General features: G+C 44.1%; 17 protein-coding genes. 10 read left to right on the forward strand and 7 right to left on the reverse strand.

The window, feature by feature from the left end; all coding sequences use genetic code 11:
- Positions 1–46: 46 nt before the first annotated feature.
- The 3 genes from G4923_RS09315 to G4923_RS09325 form a co-directional block, all read right to left on the reverse strand.
- The gene (locus G4923_RS09315; protein WP_163136760.1) at positions 47–493 is read right to left on the reverse strand and encodes a hypothetical protein; all 447 of its coding nucleotides are present in this window, start codon (positions 491–493) and stop codon (positions 47–49) included.
- A 517-nt stretch (positions 494–1,010) separates the two neighbouring features.
- Entirely contained in the window at positions 1,011–1,316 is a 306-nt protein-coding gene (locus G4923_RS09320; RefSeq protein ID WP_163136761.1) for a hypothetical protein, read from the reverse strand.
- Positions 1,317–1,646: 330 nt separating this feature from the next.
- Entirely contained in the window at positions 1,647–2,144 is a 498-nt protein-coding gene (locus G4923_RS09325) for a glycoside hydrolase family protein (protein WP_163136762.1), read from the reverse strand.
- A 61-nt stretch (positions 2,145–2,205) separates the two neighbouring features.
- Between G4923_RS09325 and G4923_RS09330 the strand changes: the two genes are divergently transcribed.
- Complete coding sequence (locus tag G4923_RS09330; RefSeq protein WP_163136763.1) at positions 2,206–2,643, forward strand: hypothetical protein; 438 nt, start codon at positions 2,206–2,208, stop codon at positions 2,641–2,643.
- A 215-nt stretch (positions 2,644–2,858) separates the two neighbouring features.
- Entirely contained in the window at positions 2,859–3,296 is a 438-nt protein-coding gene (locus G4923_RS09335; protein ID WP_163136764.1) for a hypothetical protein, read from the forward strand.
- A 57-nt stretch (positions 3,297–3,353) separates the two neighbouring features.
- On the opposite strand, the gene G4923_RS09340 is transcribed toward G4923_RS09335, so the two are convergent.
- Together G4923_RS09340 and G4923_RS09345 are read right to left on the reverse strand one after the other, a co-directional pair.
- Positions 3,354–4,067: a hypothetical protein gene (locus tag G4923_RS09340; RefSeq protein ID WP_163136765.1), complete on the reverse strand. Its 714-nt coding sequence runs from the start codon at positions 4,065–4,067 to the stop codon at positions 3,354–3,356.
- 10 nt (positions 4,068–4,077) lie between these two features.
- Positions 4,078–4,695, reverse strand: coding sequence for a hypothetical protein (locus G4923_RS09345; RefSeq protein WP_163136766.1), 618 nt, complete (start codon positions 4,693–4,695; stop codon positions 4,078–4,080).
- Positions 4,696–6,158: 1,463 nt separating this feature from the next.
- Between G4923_RS09345 and G4923_RS09350 the strand changes: the two genes are divergently transcribed.
- The 8 genes from G4923_RS09350 (at position 6,159) to G4923_RS09385 (ending at position 15,782) form a co-directional block, all read left to right on the forward strand.
- Positions 6,159–6,965, forward strand: coding sequence for a hypothetical protein (locus tag G4923_RS09350; RefSeq protein WP_163136767.1), 807 nt, complete (start codon positions 6,159–6,161; stop codon positions 6,963–6,965).
- Positions 6,966–7,438: 473 nt separating this feature from the next.
- Positions 7,439–8,320, forward strand: a complete 882-nt coding sequence (locus G4923_RS09355; RefSeq protein WP_163136768.1) for a hypothetical protein — start codon at positions 7,439–7,441, stop codon at positions 8,318–8,320.
- Between the two features lie 190 nt (positions 8,321–8,510).
- The gene (locus G4923_RS09360) at positions 8,511–8,981 is read left to right on the forward strand and encodes a hypothetical protein (RefSeq protein WP_163136770.1); all 471 of its coding nucleotides are present in this window, start codon (positions 8,511–8,513) and stop codon (positions 8,979–8,981) included.
- A 2-nt stretch (positions 8,982–8,983) separates the two neighbouring features.
- Positions 8,984–9,196 carry a hypothetical protein gene (locus tag G4923_RS09365; RefSeq protein ID WP_163136771.1) on the forward strand — a complete coding sequence of 71 codons (213 nt, stop codon included), beginning with the start codon at positions 8,984–8,986 and terminating at the stop codon, positions 9,194–9,196.
- A 197-nt stretch (positions 9,197–9,393) separates the two neighbouring features.
- Positions 9,394–9,978, forward strand: a complete 585-nt coding sequence (locus G4923_RS09370; protein WP_163136772.1) for a hypothetical protein — start codon at positions 9,394–9,396, stop codon at positions 9,976–9,978.
- A complete protein-coding gene (locus G4923_RS09375; RefSeq protein ID WP_163136773.1) occupies positions 9,978–10,511 on the forward strand; it encodes a DUF2163 domain-containing protein in 534 nt (177 codons plus the stop codon). Before G4923_RS09370 ends, G4923_RS09375 begins: the two co-directional genes overlap by 1 nt.
- Positions 10,511–10,909, forward strand: a complete 399-nt coding sequence (locus G4923_RS09380) for a DUF6950 family protein (RefSeq protein ID WP_163136774.1) — start codon at positions 10,511–10,513, stop codon at positions 10,907–10,909. The genes G4923_RS09375 and G4923_RS09380 overlap by 1 nt, the downstream gene beginning before the upstream one ends.
- 7 nt (positions 10,910–10,916) lie before the next feature.
- Positions 10,917–15,782: a phage tail tip fiber protein gene (locus G4923_RS09385; RefSeq protein WP_163136775.1), complete on the forward strand. Its 4,866-nt coding sequence runs from the start codon at positions 10,917–10,919 to the stop codon at positions 15,780–15,782.
- A 344-nt stretch (positions 15,783–16,126) separates the two neighbouring features.
- Here G4923_RS09385 and rnd read toward each other — a convergent pair whose 3' ends face one another.
- Both rnd and fadD read right to left on the reverse strand, forming a co-directional pair.
- The gene (gene rnd / locus G4923_RS09390) at positions 16,127–17,239 is read right to left on the reverse strand and encodes a ribonuclease D (RefSeq protein WP_025326940.1); all 1,113 of its coding nucleotides are present in this window, start codon (positions 17,237–17,239) and stop codon (positions 16,127–16,129) included.
- 100 nt (positions 17,240–17,339) lie between these two features.
- Entirely contained in the window at positions 17,340–19,016 is a 1,677-nt protein-coding gene (fadD, locus tag G4923_RS09395; protein ID WP_111910673.1) for a long-chain-fatty-acid--CoA ligase FadD, read from the reverse strand.
- Positions 19,017–19,173 lie beyond the last annotated feature (157 nt).

Consider the following 19,173-nt stretch of genomic DNA (forward strand, 5'->3'; position numbering starts at 1 on the left):
AATTACAACGTTGATATCCTTAGTGTATTGCAGAACGAAACAGTTACTATTCTTTGCGATAAGATCCGCTTTTTCTTTTCTCTTCGTATTCCAAGAGGTAATCGATTCCTTTATCCCTCGGATAATGTTCGAGAAGATATTCAATTGTGCCATATGAATTAAGTCCTAATTTCTTGACAATAGATGACTTGGTGGAGTGACAAGGTATGCACTCCGAAATCAAATTGTCTGGGTTTGTTTGATAAGAAAGCCCAAGTAACATGCGGCGTTCAAGCCAATGGTCAACTTGTTCGGCTGGTCTACGCTCACAGATTTCACATACTGGATTTCTTGAGAGTTGTAATTTTGAAAGCTTTCTCCAACGAGCAGTATTATAAAAAGCGTCGGTCTCATAGCTTGTCGTCTTCTTCCTGGGAACGTAGTGATCTTCGCAACGGGTTTCCCCTTTCAAAGCGACTTTCCAGCAAGTTTGATGCATACATTTTTTGTCCATGGGGACTCCTTGTTATATTAGAAATGCCTAATGTGAAAAAAGTCCCGACTGGAATTTGTGTTTAATCGTGAGACAGTGGGGTCTCGTAAATAGCTTTATTTCGAGATATAAGGCCCCCCTATCAATTTTAAATGGAAATACGTATCACCCTACGGGGTATCGTTAGGATTGCTTAGAGAGCGTTACAGGAGCTTATAGAGCTGGTGATTATTATCTTGGAATACAGCCACAAGCTATGAGACCAATCGAAAAATAAATTCCCTATGGTTCTTTAAGATATCTTCAAAAGATTCTTCTTTCTTCTCTGCTTTTACTTGCTTGATATACGAGCATGTAAGGAACTGGATGAGTTCACCTTCTACTAATACTCGCTGTTCGTCTGTAAGGAACTGGTGATTGGAAACATAACCCTTTGCTTCATTTACTGCTGTTATAAAATTGTCTTGTGTGTTCATTTTCTTTATTCCTATATGGTGAAGATGGGAACCTGATTAGATAGTTAGATTCCCATTTGTTCTTATTTGTTGGTGACGATCATCGCGGCGAGTTGTTCTTTAATATATGTTGCACCATCATAGAAGCTATCACAGAGAATGTCATAATGTGGAAGCGGTATGATAAGCCCAAAATCCTCTTTAATGTGTGGATAGACCAACACAACACGAGTCCCAAATTCAGTTTCCTGAGTCCTGATTACATGGCTATGTCTTACTGGAAAGTTTTCATATATGAAAGAGTTGAGTTTAGTTGCAATCTTCTCAGCGGCTTTCTTACTAATTTTCTTGATAATGCGTGGCTTTTGCTTATTTCTTTCGATGTTCATTTTCTTTATTCCTTATTCATGGTGAGTTGTTTTCTTACATAGTTATTTAGGGGACTATGAAATCCCCTTTCGTTAGTCTTTCTTTCTATTACCGATTGCTCGAATGATTTCAATAATCAGAGAGAACCAGTTGCCACTGTTCCATGAGATCATCAAGCGACCCCATAAACGACACACGCACCAATACCAGCAGCAACTAATACTAAAGCCGGATACTTGATTGCAGGATGTAGCGGAGAGGCTTGGATTTTTGAGAACAGTATTTTCAAACCACTTACCATTTCATTTTCCTCGTTCTGGGAAAGAACTATTCATTCCCTTCGTTATTATTTACCTGCTTGGATAATGAGCAGTCGAACCAGTCCTAAGCGTTTGTAGAACTCGTTCAGCGCGGTTTCTTGTTTGCCGATACCACTTACTATCCTTTCCATTCACATACGCTAATGACCATTCCTGGTGACGTATAGCAGCCCACATATTTTTAAAGCCGGAAACACCATTAGCTCCGAGCTGGAATACCATGTTTTCAATTGCGCTTTGTCTTACAGGGTCAAGCTTCACATAAGCATCATAGAACGAGCTGGAACGAATGCCGCGACGAACGACGGCTAGGTCATACCCGAATAACATGGAACACTCAGAATCGGTTATACGTCCATTGGTAGAGCGTCCCAGTTCGCTATCTAATAGCTTGGTAGCAGCGTCCTTAGATATCTTTTGGCGCTTGATTAGATGACCTATACCAATGGTGGGATAACCTTCCGTGTCGAAATAGATAGATAGTTCTTTACCCTCGTCGATGGAGAGCTGTTTTTCGATTGATAGCATTTCATTTTCCTAAATACGTTAGAGCGAGCGATGTTGCTCGATGTATTTAAGGAATTTGGAAATGAGCGAATGGAAGGGATTACCTGATGGGTTTGAACCTATTCAGGGGACACACTATGGATTTATCTACCACATACGAAACAACGTCACAGGGAAGCGGTATATCGGTTATAAGCAGTTCTTTTCTCATGTTAAGGAAACCCGCAAGAGTGATCCGAAGTTCGGGAAGAAGGTATACAAGCCTTCTAAATGGGAATCCTATAAAAGCAGCAACGAAAAGGTTGCCGGGTGGGCTGATGAAGATATTACGAAGACAATTCTGATGATATGTGGCGGGAAGTTTGAGTTGCAGTATGCGGAGTGCAAGGCGCTTATAGATAGCAAGGCGCTACTTGATGACAATTTCGAAAACTACATGCTGTCTTCGTTCATGTTGGGGCGTCCGCCTGCAAGTATGAGGTTTGATAGTTTAGAAGAGAAATATACCAACGCTAAATAATATTAGAATGGCTGATTAGACACGGGCATTCCTTATGAAAATTGAAAAGTATAAAAAAGCCCCTTCCGTAATGGTTGGGGCTTTGTTGTTATCTAAACAACCTCATATGAATCTTGACTGTTATGTTCGCACCGGATAAAGTGTATGAGCACAAAGCGGTAGATAGTTTTGTGATGTAATAAAAACCTTCATCCATTAGAATAAACGGGTTGTATATGAAAAACAAACTATATGATGCGAGTAAAATTTATGAAATGATTCGCGACTACTACATAAATCTATTCCCACACCATGCAAATTATGAAATCTCCCTCCAAAATAAAAATATTTTCTCAGAGATACTAACTGAATATAATTATAAGAAAGCGTTTCCTGTAGCTGTAAAAATTAATAATGAGAACTTTATTCTTGCACGCAGCTACTCTGTAGAGAGAGTAATTGAAGATATGGTTAAATTGTCACGAGACCAACAAGAAAAAATAATTAACTATGTCGATAATATATTCGCTGATGATTTTGAAAATTTGATGAGTGATATCATTGCCATGCATCAATGGCTTGTTCAGGATGGATATATTTCCAAAAGTTCGGCAGGCAAAGAAAAACTCTATATGACAACTAAATTTCTTAATCAGAAATCTTTAACGATATAAAAACTTATGCCCTCTTCCGTAATGGTTGAGGGCTTTTTGTATCCATAGAAACCATGGCTAACCGGCACGAATATACCGTATTGCTTTTCTTATCATCCATACCAACAAAGAGCCTAATAGAAACATGAGCAGGAACATAGGTATCCCAACTACATAAGCAATAATGATTTTATTCCTTACTATTGAAATTTGATTGTCAATTTCATTTTTGAGTTCGGATAACATTTGAGAGCCTTCAGGCCCGACAGTGAACTCAACTTGAGCAACACCACCAGGAATACCACAATGACCAGCAATATAGTTATTATCCTCTCCATCAAGCCATAACTCATTGCATCCAAGGGGATTTAGAAGTCTGGCATCCTCATCATTACTCCCAAATATAATGGATATTTCCTTTCCAGTTTTTGCCCTCAACTGATCGAGAGGTGAGCCGGAGCTTGCATCAGTTCCAGCGTAAGGTTTGACAGATACAATACGTGCACCTTGAAGGAATCTTCGATTGCTAGATACATATGTGCGAGGAAACGAATTATTTTTGTATGACCTGGTATTAACATTAAACCATGCAACTTCTTTATTTCTAAGAGACTTATCCCAAGGCCCACCCAACCCATCTGTCTGGCTACAACGCTCTCCAACCATTGTGTTGTAACACAAGAATGTAACGTATTTTTCAGGATCAATAGTGACTCTCGTAAAAATAGCACCGGCTATCAGTAAGGGTATGGTTAATATAATAAGTAAGCGTCGATATTGTTCCCATGTCATTTGTATTCCCTCACTTGATAATCTTTTCATCTGCTTTGACAGATAGATCAAAGTCCTCAATAGACATCCAATCTTCCTTCTCAATGTCTTCTATAGTCCAAGTCCATTTGGCCGATACGAATAGCAGGTAAACAAACTTATGGTATTTTTTATTAAACTCCACCAGAGATAGGTCACTCCCAGGGTTAACCCTTTTGATAATGGTGTGGGAACTTCTGTTCCTTATACGGCGGAACTGTTTGCCAAAATCATCAGGAACATTAACTTGATAGGTGGATATGTGATTCTCTCCTTTGGGGGCATGTCCGTTTTCGATAGCATTAACTCTCTGATCTAGTATTCGTCTAACTTCCTTGTTTAAAAAATCGCTTACAACTTCACCATTCATCTGACTTGTATCAAGTCGATTCATCTGAATACATCCAACATAGAATTCATACAGATGACTCAGAAATCTTGCATAGGCATCATGTGAGCGGATAATTGTGAGCTTGTCGCGCCTTCCTAATATGTTCATAGTAGAGTAGCGAACAAAGCTATCAAAGCTCTCCTTACATAGCAGGTATTCATGAGCAAGCGTAATTGCTAATGCTCTATCGGTATCGTCACCCATCTGGAACTTACTCATGCAGTGTCTCCGGTCATATGTCTGATGACTCTATCACTGTGTAATCAAAGTTGGAACTGAGCAGCCCTGATGATGCGTCAGCAGTCTTTACCTGTCATGGAACATCAGTGACCACGGCTTCACCCCTATCGGTGGGTAGCCGTTGCGAGGTGAGCTATAAGGTGGAAGAGATAACGAAGCTGGTTTGTGGGTGATACATGGGGTCGAGTTCGTCGAGAGCGGATCTGATGGCTTGTTCGATGTTCATCGTGGTGTCCTGTAGTGGTAAGTGATACAGGTATTTACCGGATGATGCGGTAGAGTCATATTCTAATTGGTCATGGCTCATAAATTTGTGGGTTTATGCTATCAAATTTGTGGGTTTATGCTATTTTTTATCCTATAAGCTACTGTAATATATGGAGTTTTTTTCGAAAACCGGTTAATGGATAATGTATTGGTTATCTATATAAAAGAAGAGAATAAAAGAATAAGACTATTGACGCCCAACGGGCGGCATCGCCGATAGGCGTGGATGAAACACCCTGAACAAAGATAATTGGTAGAGATTGATATTGATTACATGCTTCGCATGGTTCGCTACGCTCACGATTCTAATATTTCTTCTTTAATATTAGTTTCAATTGCAATCAAAGTATAGATTCTCTTATATTATACTTATAGAAGATCTAAACTTAGAAAAACTAAATCGTGAGCGTAGCGAACCATGCGAAGCATGATCAACCTCTACCTATTGATCTTGTTCAGGGTGTTATCATTGACTCGGTTCGCTACGCTCCCTCGATGCCTACGGCAATAGACTACTTTTCTAAGATAGTTTTTAAACGATTTCAAAATCATGTTAGTATGATCATATCTACGAAGAAAACGAAGTTTCAGATAGAATCAATCTGAGTCAAAATTAATAACCTTCTACTACTTCGAAACAAAGTTACTTCGGTATCATATATTGATACTTTTATAAAAATATGAGTTTTGTTAAAAATTAGTTACATCTCAGTGATATCAAGCTTCTCGTTTAAATTTATATCAAAAAGTGTATGTCATCGATGAAGTATCATATATTGATACCTTCCTATGATTTAATTTTTGATACTCTACTAAGATAACCTAATACAAATTATCAAATTGATGAACTAATGAAGAAGTCTCAAAGTCTTTCGACTACTTCCAATCTTCATCATTTGCCCTATCGGCTACGGATTAAATTAATTCCGTTTTCTGTCGATAAGCTATTAAGTCGAAAAATAAGACTACTAAATAACTTTAGAAGAGAAACACTTCTCTACTTCGGGCGCTTTGCCCATTCATTTTTAAATCGAATACGACGCTCGATGGGCATTTACCTATCCTGTATGCGCTATCGATTACGGCGAATTTTCGATTACCGTCGAGCGTCGTATTCACCAGTTTCGCCACTGGCTTGATTTAAATAATGATACCCTCTTTACAGGATAACGAAAATGAACTTCATCAGCAAAACCTCCATCTATTTCAACCACGAAAAGAAACTTCACAAATTCAGCAATGGCGAACAAGCCAAAATCTGGAAACTCGATACCATCAAATTGAAGATGGGAACCAGCACACCAGTTAAATTCAACAAATACGAAATTAAGTCTAACCTTTTCAAAGACTTGAAAGAACTTGGTTATGGAACCGCTAATGTAAAGGGTCGCAGCATTCAGGATCGGATCAAGTCCGAGATGAAAGAAGTCTATATGGATATCAAGCAGTGTGAATATGCCATTCGTGTTGCTGGTTCTAAAATTTACATTTTCGTTATCTCTTACAACCATAGCGGGAACAACGAACGTCAAAACTACGAGGGGATTATCCTCTCATTTGAAATCGATGTTTCTGGTAAACGAGTAAAGATTGAACACTTCCAAGAAGCTTTTAATCAATGGCACAAATTCACCACCGGAAAAAATAATATGGTTCATAAATTAAACGAAACAGATATGGTCAAAAAAGAGAATCGCGGTAAGTATGAGCGCAAGCTAATCAAAACCCCTAAGCTGACAGTAGACGCTACCCAAGAGCAAATCGTTGCCAAGATCAACGAAATCCAAGAAGTAACCAATCACAACGCGATGGTCGCCGAACAAGAGCGCATCGAAGATATGCAGCGCATATATGAAGAGAAGAAGAAACAATACGAAACTATCCAAAATCTTCTTGTCAAAGCTACTAAGCAGCAAGGTTTCGCTAAAGAAGAGTTGGCAAATATGGAAATCGATATGCTTAGTATGGGGTTAGCACAATGAACCCCTTACAATGGACTACCAAGCAATGCGTAACGTTCCTGGTTCTCTTTATCATCACTATGCCGATGTTCCTATTGCTGATTGTTTAGAGCGGGGCGATCTGCAAATTTATGACTTGTAGGACTGCTGAAATCCAAGCAGTCATAAACCATAAGCCAGCGGACTTTATTAGAAACTGGAAAAGAAGTATGGAATCGAAAGTATGAAATTTCCCTACCTTAAAAAATTAAAGGTAAAAACGGCGTTTTCAGACACCACTAAATATTAGTGTAGAGAGAAAGAAATGATTCTTCTCCACAAACGGGTTCCAAAAACCCGAACAATTTCACAAACCGCTATTTGGTTATTGTGACAAAACTATCTGACTTGAAGAGGAACCATGTGTTTTCTAATAGCGGATTTGTCGCATGAATTCCGATTTTGGGCAAGCCAAATAGCACAATCACAATAACCAAATAGAGGTTTAAATTTTTATGAAAAACGAAATTATTACACTGAAACTTGAAAGTAAAGAAATCACCCTGACTACTCACGATGTAGAAGGATCCCAACTCTATAAAGCTCAAGACCTTCTGAAAGGTTATGGTCTTGATGCAAAACAGGTATCCAATACCATTAGCAACTGGTTGATTGGTATGAAAACTAAACTACTTGATTTTAAAGTAGTATCAAAACAAGGTAAAAACGGCGGAACATACCTAACCAAGCGTCAAATCCTGAAACTTGCTGGTTATGTCTCCTATGAATTTGAAGATGCTGTTTATGAAGCATTTGAAATGCTCATGGGTGGTAATGGTAATGACGCAATAGAAAAGGCTCTGAGTGTTGCTGTAGTCCATAAGGTAATGTTACAAGACCGCCCTACCCCAACGCTTAAGAAGATGTATAAAGAATCCGGAATGAAGATTGACGAGTTTGTTTCTCATATCCTGAAAAACAGCACTTTGAATAACAAGGCTGACGTCGATGACCGTAAGAGGCTGGCAAACGCCCTCTTGAACGTGGTTGATGATATTGTCGTTGGTGGTAAGAACGTTGCTGATGATGCGTTGCGTATCTTGTCAGCGCAGAAAGAGATTCATCAATACCGCGCTATGAAGTTCGCGCAAAGTGCAAACTATAAGAAGACTATCGCACTCAAATCTAATCGTAAGCTTGTCCGCCAGTCAGAAGCCTTGGAGCGTATGATTGATGAAGCTCAAGCCGAACTTGAACAGGTTCGCACCAAAGCACGTATGATTGGCTCTATTGCCCTTGCCGACCGCAAGATGAAGAACGAGCTTGAGTTGCAGATTATCGACCTTGAAGAACATATTGAAGATTTGAAAGCTCAACGTGAAGAGATACCCTTCTAATGCGCTTATTAAAAGAGCAGTTACCAACAGAAGAGGATTACGCCCGTTTGAAGAAAGAGTTCAAACCGCGCCCTCGTAAAGAATGATTTTCCTTGTGGTGAGGAAGATAAGGGAACAGGTTCGATTGGACTTGTTCCCTTTTCCGTATCTGCGATATGATGATTTCGAATCCCACTAACGAGAATTCATAATGACCAAGACAGAGCAACAACAAGCCGCCATAGAAGTCCTCTCTAACCGTCAGAGCGTTGCTGAATGGCTTAACGAATGGCAGCCTACCCACGAAGAGTTTGAAGCTCTTGTAGCGCGTCTCACGAGCGTTTATGAAGACTTCCACAATGAGAAGAAGAAGGCGGATATTGAGAACCTACTTCAACTTATGAAATCAAAGGGAATTTCACCTCAAGATCTGATTCCAAACACATCACCTAAGCCAAAACAGAAGTCAGAAAGCGAAAAGCTCAAGATAATGTATGTCACTAAGACTGGTGAAGTTCAAACTACTCTCATCGGTGCGAAAGGTAGAGTTGCAGATGCAGAGGTTTCTGAGTTCCTTTCATATGCAAAAGACATTGGGTTAAGCCGTAGTCAAATCGCTGCTATGAGTGATGAGGAATGGACTACAAAATTCACTGAGTATATGAAAAAGATGAAGAAATAATAATGAAATTCACAGATTTTAAAATCGTTCCTAACAGCGGCGACTTCCACCCATTTGAGTTGAGTCATAAGGTTGTTACTGTTACTGCGTCGTTAGACGGTAATTCCGTAAGTATAGTTTTTAAAGATAATAAAGTAGAGGCATGTTCATTGACTGTCGTCGATAAAGGGTATGAAGAATTTATTGATGAGTCGAAATCATTTTTAGGTATGTAACTATAAATTACACCCATCAAGGGTAGCCTTCTGGTTGCCCTTTTTTGTATCTGCGATATGATGTTCATCGTCAGCTTCTGACACCCATCAACCGTGCTATGTCGATGGGGATAACACACTTTTTAGCCATCCTTCGGGATGGCTTTTTTATTGCCTAACTAAATACAAGGAGAATCACAACATAGGAGATTTAAACGATGAGTTTACCGGTTCTATCAGTCGATGACTGGCCAGTCGGAAATGTCAGTATTGACCAGCAAACCCCCAACTTCTTCACAGAAACAGTTTCCGGAAGGGTCAGATCTTACGAGCGAGGCTTACACATGATCTCGTTCAAATTTGATGTGTGGTTACCCTATGACAGCGACGTCAAACGGATGAATGCGTTTATGCTTCAATGTCGGGGCAGAGCTAACCCATTCGTTCTTGACCTTGGTAATTCGTCTACTTGGTTCAACCCACTAACCAGTCAAGCACGACGAATTACCCTTGGTGCAAATGCTGGTATTGGGCAGAAGAATATCACTCTCGTGGGATCTGTTTCCTCTATTTCAGAAGGGGAATATTTCCAAATGCCCAATGACACAAAACTTTATGTTGTTATCGGCAAATCCGGTCAGAATGTAGAGGTCTATCCCCCGCTTCTTATTGCGCACAAATCTGGCGAAACACTGAATTTCGAAAATCCCCGCCCTCAACTTAGGTTAGAGAAAGACGAATTCACATTAAATCTTGAGGGTCGCGGGAAAACTATATCAATATCCGCCAAGGAGGTAATCTAATGGCTATTGTATGCAGCCTTGTTACTCTGGATCTGACAAGATTCACGAGCATTAATCAGAAGGTATGTTGGACTGACCATATTCATGATGTGGTCTCCAATGGAACAATTTATCGGTCTGCTGGTTCACTATTAAAAATTAGCAATATTTCAACACAAAGTGTTTTGAACAACAAACAGATTAAAATCACACTCTCTGGATTGGATGAGAATACTACTCAAATCGTCAATTCAAATGAGTTCCGAAATGCGCCTATTCTCATCGAAAAGGCAATATTACAGGACAATACCAATAACGTATCTACTAAACGAACTTATTTTCGTGGGAAAACCGCAACACCAGATACCACCATTGACTATAAATCCGGATTGATAACTATTAATATTTCGGCTCAATCAATTTTCGATCTATCTGTGAAGCCAAGTTATTCGAGAAGTAACAATGCCACGCATCAATTCAGTTTTAATGGAGATATGTTCTTTGAATACGCGAATCGTGATCTTGGTGAAGATATTCTCTGGAGAAAACGATAATGGAGCTTCATGAGTTAATTGAACAATATAGGGGGCAGTTTAGATCCCCTTCTACTTGTGATTGTTTGAGTATGATCCTGCATTACCTTGGTGATGATATTCATATTGAACAAATTGCAGGACGCTATAAAACTCAACGTGGTGCATTCAGAACGATTCCTAAGCTAACTGGCTACCCTTCCATTGATGACTATTTAAAACAGCACTGTGAGCCGGTCACCCCCCTATTCTGTCGTGATGGAGATATAGTTATTGCACAAGGCCACATAGCGATTATTGCAGGTGGGTATCTTTTTGGAGTAATTACAAACTTCGATGGTTTCGAGCAGTTCGGGTATAAGTCTTTCGATATTACCTCTCTAAATACAACAGGAGTATACATTTTTAGAAAGAGGTAAAATTAAAATGGCAGAATTAACAATCGGGACAATCATCACGGCGGTGCTGTCCGGGGCTTCCCTTGCAATGAGTGCTTTTACTCTGTTGAGTAGTAAGCCGGGGAATCTTAATCAACAAGATCCGGGTGTAGCTGTTCAGAGAAAAGGGTCAGACACCCCTAAAATCATTGCCTGGGGTGATACGAGAATTCCCTCTGTAAGGGTTTATACCAACGTCAACAATAACAATTCAGAAATGCTGGCACAGGTATATAGTCTTGGGTGGGGGCCTTTGAAATCAGTTGAAGAAATCTATATTGATGGTGTCCCCTACTTCAAAACCTCCGGTGACAGATCTAATGTTTGGTCAAATCAAGGTGCGGAATTCCCAAATGTTCAGATGGGTATACGTCGCGGTTTGGCGGTCGAAAGCGTTTGGTCTCAAATTACATCTAACTCTGACGGTGAACTGAGTAACAATCACAGGGGGGACCGCACAGGGTCTGTAAGTCTCCTGGCAAGACGCCAAGTCAACATGAGTGGCGATAACAACGTCCGCTTCATAAGCCCTCAAGTGAGGATAGAGGCGCTTGTGCATGGTAATGCGGTTGTAGACCCACGTTACGATCCTCTGTTACTTGGTGCAACTGACATAACAAAGCGTAAATGGGTAGATGGTAGCGTTATTTCATATCGAAATCCTGCCCTCTGTTTGCTGACCTACTGCTTAGATCCTGATTTCGGTGTTGGTCTTACTGCTGATAGTATTGACATCAATTCGTTCCTCCTTGCCGCAAACTATTGTGATCAGTATGGATTGAAATGTGATGGTTTTTCAAATGCAGATGATGACCATGGAACTACCATCAAAGATCTTGCGAGTTCGTTTAGTTCGATGGTCTTTATCCAAGATGGATTGTTGACTGTTAGACCAAATACTAAACGACCGGTGAAATACACTATTCGTGAAGGTGATTTGGTTAGAGATAACGCCATCAGTGTTAGCAACAACAACCAATCTGAATACGCGAATGCGGTCGTGTGTGAATTCCAGAACAAGACGACTGAGTATAATAAAGACAAATATGCATTACCCGCGAACAAATGGACAGATGAAGCGATTATTTCTGATGGGGGGAATGTAAAAGAATTTTCATTGAAGTTACCATATACAACTGACCCCATGCATGTTAAGCGATTCGCTAACGAAGCATTAAAAATTCGTAAGTATTCAAAAAAGTCGGCAAAAATCACAATTGATAATAACGATTTCGATTTGCGGATTGGCGACGTAATCAGATTGGTTCATGTGCCACTCACAGTTGATGCACTTTTCACGGTCGATGAGATCGGAAATTCACTGAATGAGAAGGTCATGGAAAGTTCAATTTCCTTATCAGAGTATCGTGATGAGTTCTTTGACACGAATTATCAGGATGGGATTATCTCAGGAAGTCAAGGCAATCCGAATATAATCGTATTGCCTGTAAGTGGATTGAACTTTATACAGAATAACACGCTCACGACTGGTTCAGGTGAATTACATTGGAATAATCAATATAAGGGTGATTGTTCATTCCGCATTGAATATCGTCGAACTGGCACAATTACATGGTCTTATTACAACGAGGTTCGCACTGAATCTTGTGTGATGACTAATTTGCAATCTGGCGCTAACTATGATTTTCGTGTGTTGGTTGTCACAGCATATAAGACAAGTTCTTGGGCAACTCTAAACAACGTTAGGATTAATCGCTCTGTAAGTTTGCCTGCTGTTACTGGCTTAAATGGTAACTTTGTATCACGAGATGCTGTTTTTGTGTGGAACCCAATCAAGGGGGCAATTTTAAATAACTCACCTGTTGGTGATGGGGTTACAGATTTAAGTCAGCTTGTTTCACATTATGAAATCAGTGTCAAACACGGGACAGTAGCGAAGAAAACATATAGAAGTAGTTCTCCACGGTTCATCTATTCATATGAAGAAAACGCATCTAATGGGCTTAGTCGAGACCTGACTGTCACAGTCAAAGGCGTTTCAATCTATGGTGATAGTTCACCTGACACCGTTATGACGGTTAGAAATGAGCCTATGAGCGCCCCCAGTGGTGTGAGTGCGAAAGCTCAACTAATTAATTTAACGGTTGAATGGCTAAACCCGTCTGATTTGGTTTCTGACTACTCTGCAACCGATATTTGGATAACAGATAGCAAGACAACTGCACCTACTTCCCTTGATCTGGTAGCTTCATCGAGTGTCGGATTCTTCACGGCGCTTCAAGATGCTAAAAAATCAGGATGGATCTGGCTTGCTCATCGTGATGTTTTTGGTCATGAATCTATTCCGGTGTATAGCGCCCCTGTGTTTTTCCGACAGACAACCATTGATGAAGAACTTAGTGGATCAGGTTTTGAGGATACGATTGAATCTATTCAAAACAACATCGATGTTATTGAAGGTGCGCTTGATACTGTCAATACAGAAATTGGCGTTATTGAAGGAACCATTACCAGCAATAAGACCGAGATCGATACAAAACTTGCGCAACAGCAAGCGACTATCACAGCAGAGAAAACCCGTCTTGATGGGCAAGTCGCCGAACTGAACACCGCTAAGAACTCTATCGCCTCTCAAGGTCAATCGATACTCAAAAATGCGACCGATATAAAGTCGAATAAGACCTCTATAACCTCTCAAGGTGCGAGACTCACAACGGTTGAACAGGTAGCAACCGACAACACGGGTAGTATTGCGACGACGAATCAGTTACTCGAAACTATCAATGGGGATCTGAGTTCCAAGATAGAGACTAACAAGCAAAGTATTGTTACAACAAACTCTGCACTCTCGACTCTCGATCAACGACTCACGGCAAAGACTAATACTAATGCCGCCGATATATTGAGCAATAAAACAGCGATTGCAACAACCAATTCCAGCATGGCGAGTATGGATACCCGTCTTACGGCGAAAACTAATACCAACGCTGCGGACATATTGACGAACAAGACTGCAATCACCACGACTAATAGTTCTATGGCGAGCATGAACACATCATTGCAAGCTCAAATAGATACTAACAAGGCTGGGGTTTCGACCAATAAAACAGCGATTGCCGCAACCGACAAGAATTTGGCAGATTACAAGATTTCTGTTTCAACCTCTTTCGGTGCAACGAATGGAAGAATTGATACTGTTTCGAGTAGTGTCTCAACTCTACAAAACACGGTGACGACGAATGCAACGAGTATCACAGCGAACTATAACGATCTGAACGGTAAGATCTCGACTAACTCGACTGCGATTGTAAATGCCAACAAGGCTATAACATCACTCGATACAAAGCTTACAGCTTCAATTAATGGTGTAGATGGTAAGGCTGATGCAATTCGAGCAGATGTTACCTCTCAGGGTTTGGCAATCGTTGATTTAAACAGTTCACTGGCGAGTATGGATACCCGTCTCACAGCTTCAATTGGTGGTGTAGATGGGAAAGTTACGGGGATCGAATCAACCGTTACCTCTCAGGGTCTCGCAATCGTTAATCTCGACCAATCGCTCACCTCGTTCAAAACTTCAACAGCGGCGAACTTTGGAACGGCGAATAGTCGGATCGATACCACCAACACGAACTTAGCGACAACTAACAAAGCACTGAGCGACTACAAAATTTCTACTGATAGTCGAATCGGACAGAATACCGCCAATATTACAAGTCAGGGTTCAACTCTGGTCACTCTTGATCAAAGTTTAAGCTCTTATAAAACGAGTAATAATGCAGAAGTCGCGGGTATTAAATCAAGTGTTACAACCGTTCAGCAATCAATTGCGACCACGGATGGTAAGGTTTCTTCGATGTATGGCCTCCGGGTTGATGCGAACGGTAAAGTTGCTGGGATGACTTTGAATGCGAGTAACAATTCAACTTCAATAGATTTCTTGGCGGATACACTCCGAATTGCAAGCTCGACGACCGGAACACCAGTAACAGCTTTCGAAGTCAGAGGCGGACAGGTGATGATGCGTAACGCTCTAATTGGATCCCTCACGGCGTCACAAATTGCAGCAGACCAGATCAACGGAAATCACATAGCGGCAACCAGTATCATTCAGGCAGGTTCAGGGGCTACCAGTGCCACCCTAAACGGTGCTGATGCAAACTGGCGTATCTATGCTGGCTCAACTACTCCCGGATCTGCACCCTTCCGTGTGAGCACTACAGGCGGTTTGGTGGCGACGAATGCGACCATCACTGGGACCATCAACGCCACAAGCGGGACGTTCAATGGCACAGTAAACGCCACAGGTGGGAATTTCACTGGTTATGTGCAGGTAGGAAACTCATACATGAGTGCAAATCCTGCACATGACTTCTTGAATGGGAATGGTGGTAATTTCCGTGTAGATAGAAACGGAAGTCTTTATGCGAACAACGGCACTTTCGGGGGAACAATCTACGCTGATAAGATAGTTGGTGACATAGTAAACGCTGGTGTGACTGATCTTCCTGCATTTAATGTGTTCTCTATACAATCCGGTCAAGTATATGACTTATTCACTATGAATGTCCCTGCGGCATCCTTTGTTAGGATTGCAAACCTTGTTAAGTTCCCAGTTAATTGGCGAGGGGCTGAAAACGGTGGCACTTACTCGATGTATCTAAGAGATAGCACAGGAAGAAATAGTTGGCTGTTCAGTGGTAGTGGACAAAATACATTCGATATTAGTTCAATTCTTGAAAACTTGTATGTTCGAGTGCCTGCAAATTGTACTTGGTGGAAGATAGTTCTTACTGCGGATCGACGTAGCTCACTTACCAGAACCGCAGCAGATCAAACAGGATGGACACTCTTCAAAGAAGGTTCAGGTGGTGTATCCGTATCACATCCTTAAAAACAACTAAGAACCTATCCTGTCAGATGGTGGTATCTCAATCACTACTTAATAACAAAAGACTCCTTCGGGGGTCTTTTTTTGTTTTTGTGGTTATGTGCTTTTAAGCGTTATCGCAAGGGATTCCACGCCCACGAACTCTGATGGGGGCACCCTCAGTGCCCGCCATTTATCTGTGACTCCTCTCCCCGCTTCCTTTACCCGCCATAGGTGATCCCCGGCGCCAGGGGCGCTGATGCCTGTTCGCCCGGCTGGCCGGACTGCAACGGACACAAAAAAAGGGAAGTCATTGACTCCCCTTCTTCAGGTACTGCGTTCCGCCCCACGAGGTCGGGATGGCCCGGTTACTGGGCCAGCAGATGCCCCACCAGCTCATGACGCCAGCCTTGCAGCAGCATGGGCTTGTCGGCGCGCGCCCGCTCCTCGGCGCTCATCCGCCAGCTCCAGGTGAAGTACTGGTGGATGATCTTCTTGCTGGCAACCAGCTCCGGCGGGATGTTGCTGGCCTTGGCCTTCTCTTCCACCATGGCCTTGATGCGCTTGAGCTCGGCCTTGTACTGGGGGTAATCCACCAGTCGACGAATGGGCTCGGGCCAGCCTTCGGGGTCGCTCTGCTGGGCCGCCGCGACTATGTCCAGCATCCGCTTGCCGTGGATCTTGATCTCGATGGGGGCCAGCCCCAGCTCGTTGAGATCCCGCAATGAAGTAGGCCGACGCTCCGCCACCTTGAACAGGTGCAACTCCTTGACCACGAAGTTGAGAGCCAGATCCCGGCGCACCGCCTCTTGCTGACGCCAGGCGGCGAGCTCGCGCAGAATAGCCAGCTCGCGCCGACCCAGTTGCCAGGCGTTGATGATCTCGAGGTAGGCCTGACGGGGATCACTGCCCTGGGTCTTGCGGGCGGAGTGGTTCTGGCACTCCTGCTCGAACCAGGCAAACTTGCCGCTCTCGTGCAGCCTGGCCATCACCTTCTCGTAGAGGGGCATCAGGTAGAACACATCCGCCGCCGCGTACTCGAGCTGGCGCGCAGTCAGGGGACGGGCCAGCCAGTCGGTGCGGGCCTGATCCTTTTCCAGCTCCACACCGAGGAACTCCTTGACCAGGGCGCCGAAGCCGACCGAGACGCCGTAACCCAGAAATGCCGTCGCGAGCTGGGTGTCGTGCATCTGGTTGGGCAGGTGGCCCGCCTGATGCTGAATGAGCTCCAGATCTTCACCCGAGGCGTGCAGTATGGCGATCTGCCCTGCCCGGCCGAGCCGCTGCCACAGCCCCGAGAGATCCAGGGTCAGGGGATCCAGCAGGGCGAGGCGTTCGCCGTCATAGATCTGGAACAGACCGAGCTGGGGATAGTAGGTACGGGTGCGAACGAATTCGGTATCTATGGCCAGGGGAACGTCGGCCAGGGAAGCGAGATACTGCTCCAGTTCGGCTTGCTGTGAAATGAGTTGATATTGCATCTTTGCCTGCACGTTGGTCGGGACCCAGAAAGAAAAAACCGTGGCATGACCCACGGTTTTGCATAACGACAGCGCTTGACTGCAGAGCAGTGCATGCCGGTTACTGCTTGGCAATCTCCTCGTCGCGCAGCACGCGCCTAAGGATCTTGCCCACATTGGTCTTGGGAAGTTCGTCGCGAAATTCTACCAGTTTCGGCACCTTATAGGCAGTCAGATGTTTGCGGCAGTGGGCAATTATCTCGTCCTCCGCCAGCTTTGCATCTTTCTTGACCACGAAGATTTTCACCAGCTCGCCGGAAACCGGGTTGGGCACACCGACAGCGGCCACTTCCAGCACCTTGGGATGGAGCGCCACCACGTCTTCAATCTCGTTCGGATAGACGTTGAAGCCGGAGACCAGGATCATGTCCTTCTTGCGATCGACGATCTTGAAGAAGCCCTGCTCGTCGCACACGGCGATGTCACCGGTGCAGAGCCAGCCATCCTGCATCACCTCGGCGGTCGCCTCGGGACGCTGCCAGTAGCCCGTCATCACCTGGGGGCCGCGCACCTGCATCTCGCCGGGGGCGCCCAGCTCGGTGATAACCTGCCCCTTGTCATCCACCAGCCGGATCTCGGTGGAGCAGACCGGCAGACCGATGGAGCCGTTGTAATCCACCAGATCGTAGGGGCAGACGCTCACCAGGGGTGAACACTCGGTCAGGCCATAGCCTTCCAGCAGCGGAGTATGGGTCAGCGCCTTCCACTGCTCGGCCACCGCGCGCTGCACCGCCATGCCGCCGCCTATGGTCAGCTTCAAGCGGGAGAAGTCCATGCTCTGGAACTCGCCGTTATTGACCAGGGCGTTGAACAGGGTGTTGACCCCTGTGATGCAGGTGAAGGGGTACTTCTTGATCTCTTTGACAAAGCCCGGGATGTCGCGGGGATTGCTGATGAGCAGGTTGTAGCCACCCAGGCGCATGAACAGCAGGCAGTTCACCGTCAGGGCGAAGACGTGGTAGAGCGGCAGCGCGGTCACCACGAACTCCTTGCCCCGCTCCAGCACCGGGCCATAGACACCGAGGCACTGCTCCACGTTCGCAATCATGTTGCGGTGAGTCAGCATGGCCCCCTTGGAGAGGCCCGTGGTGCCGCCTGTGTATTGCAGGAAGGCGATGTCCTGGTTGCTGATTTCGGGCTTGATGTACTGCAGGTAGCGGCCCTTGGCCAGTGCCTGGCGCATGGTGCTGGCGTGGGGCAGGTTGTATTTGGGCACCAGCTTCTTGACGTACTTGACCACGAAGTTGACCAGGGAGCCCTTGGCCAGGCCGAGGTTGTCCCCCATCCGGGTCAGGATCACGTGCTTGACCGGGGTGTCGTGCACCACTTTTTCCAGGGTATGGGCGAAGTTGGAGACGATGACGATGGCCTTGGCGCCGGAGTCTTTGAGCTGGTGCTCCAGCTCACGCGGGGTATAGAGGGGGTTGACGTTGACCACAGTCATGCCGGCCCGCAGTATGCCGAACACGGCGATGGGGTATTGCAGCAGGTTTGGCATCATCACCGCCACCCTGTCGCCCTTGCCGAGCTTGAGCTCGTTTTGCAGGTAGGCGGCAAAGGCACGGGACTGCTCTTCCAGCCGGCGATAGGTAATGGTCTGCCCCATGTTGACGAAGGCGGGCTGGTCGGCAAACTGGGTCACCGACTCTTCAAACATCTCGACCAGGGAGCCGTATTGGTCTGGATTGATCTCGGCGGGCACCCCTTCTGGATAACGCTTCAGCCAGACTCTTTCCACGAACTTCTCCTGCATAACTAGCACCTGTGCGCTCACTGTGTTGCCTCCGTCCCTGTCACATCCATTTCAATCAGTTGTTTTAAGCTCATGCTCTAATGCCGCACATAGTTACATAAGGCAACATCGATTAACAGCAAATTAACAACGAGAAGTGTGA

It is taken from the genome of Aeromonas rivipollensis (assembly GCF_010974825.1).
GTDB classification, from domain to species: Bacteria; Pseudomonadota; Gammaproteobacteria; order Enterobacterales; family Aeromonadaceae; genus Aeromonas; species Aeromonas rivipollensis.

Bases quoted from the DNA above. Each gene is read 5' to 3' on its own strand.
- rnd (WP_025326940.1), bottom strand. From the start codon at position 17,239: ATGCAATATCAACTCATTTCACAGCAAGCCGAACTGGAGCAGTATCTC.
- G4923_RS09335 (WP_163136764.1), top strand. From the start codon at position 2,859: ATGAAAAACAAACTATATGATGCGAGTAAAATTTATGAAATGATTCGC.
- G4923_RS09355 (WP_163136768.1), top strand. From the start codon at position 7,439: ATGAAAAACGAAATTATTACACTGAAACTTGAAAGTAAAGAAATCACC.
- G4923_RS09375 (WP_163136773.1), top strand. From the start codon at position 9,978: ATGGCTATTGTATGCAGCCTTGTTACTCTGGATCTGACAAGATTCACG.
- G4923_RS09385 (WP_163136775.1), top strand. From the start codon at position 10,917: ATGGCAGAATTAACAATCGGGACAATCATCACGGCGGTGCTGTCCGGG.
- G4923_RS09365 (WP_163136771.1), top strand. From the start codon at position 8,984: ATGAAATTCACAGATTTTAAAATCGTTCCTAACAGCGGCGACTTCCAC.
- G4923_RS09325 (WP_163136762.1), bottom strand. From the start codon at position 2,144: ATGCTATCAATCGAAAAACAGCTCTCCATCGACGAGGGTAAAGAACTA.
- G4923_RS09315 (WP_163136760.1), bottom strand. From the start codon at position 493: ATGGACAAAAAATGTATGCATCAAACTTGCTGGAAAGTCGCTTTGAAA.
- G4923_RS09345 (WP_163136766.1), bottom strand. From the start codon at position 4,695: ATGAGTAAGTTCCAGATGGGTGACGATACCGATAGAGCATTAGCAATT.
- G4923_RS09360 (WP_163136770.1), top strand. From the start codon at position 8,511: ATGACCAAGACAGAGCAACAACAAGCCGCCATAGAAGTCCTCTCTAAC.
- G4923_RS09330 (WP_163136763.1), top strand. From the start codon at position 2,206: ATGAGCGAATGGAAGGGATTACCTGATGGGTTTGAACCTATTCAGGGG.
- G4923_RS09380 (WP_163136774.1), top strand. From the start codon at position 10,511: ATGGAGCTTCATGAGTTAATTGAACAATATAGGGGGCAGTTTAGATCC.
- G4923_RS09340 (WP_163136765.1), bottom strand. From the start codon at position 4,067: ATGACATGGGAACAATATCGACGCTTACTTATTATATTAACCATACCC.
- G4923_RS09350 (WP_163136767.1), top strand. From the start codon at position 6,159: ATGAACTTCATCAGCAAAACCTCCATCTATTTCAACCACGAAAAGAAA.
- G4923_RS09370 (WP_163136772.1), top strand. From the start codon at position 9,394: ATGAGTTTACCGGTTCTATCAGTCGATGACTGGCCAGTCGGAAATGTC.
- G4923_RS09320 (WP_163136761.1), bottom strand. From the start codon at position 1,316: ATGAACATCGAAAGAAATAAGCAAAAGCCACGCATTATCAAGAAAATT.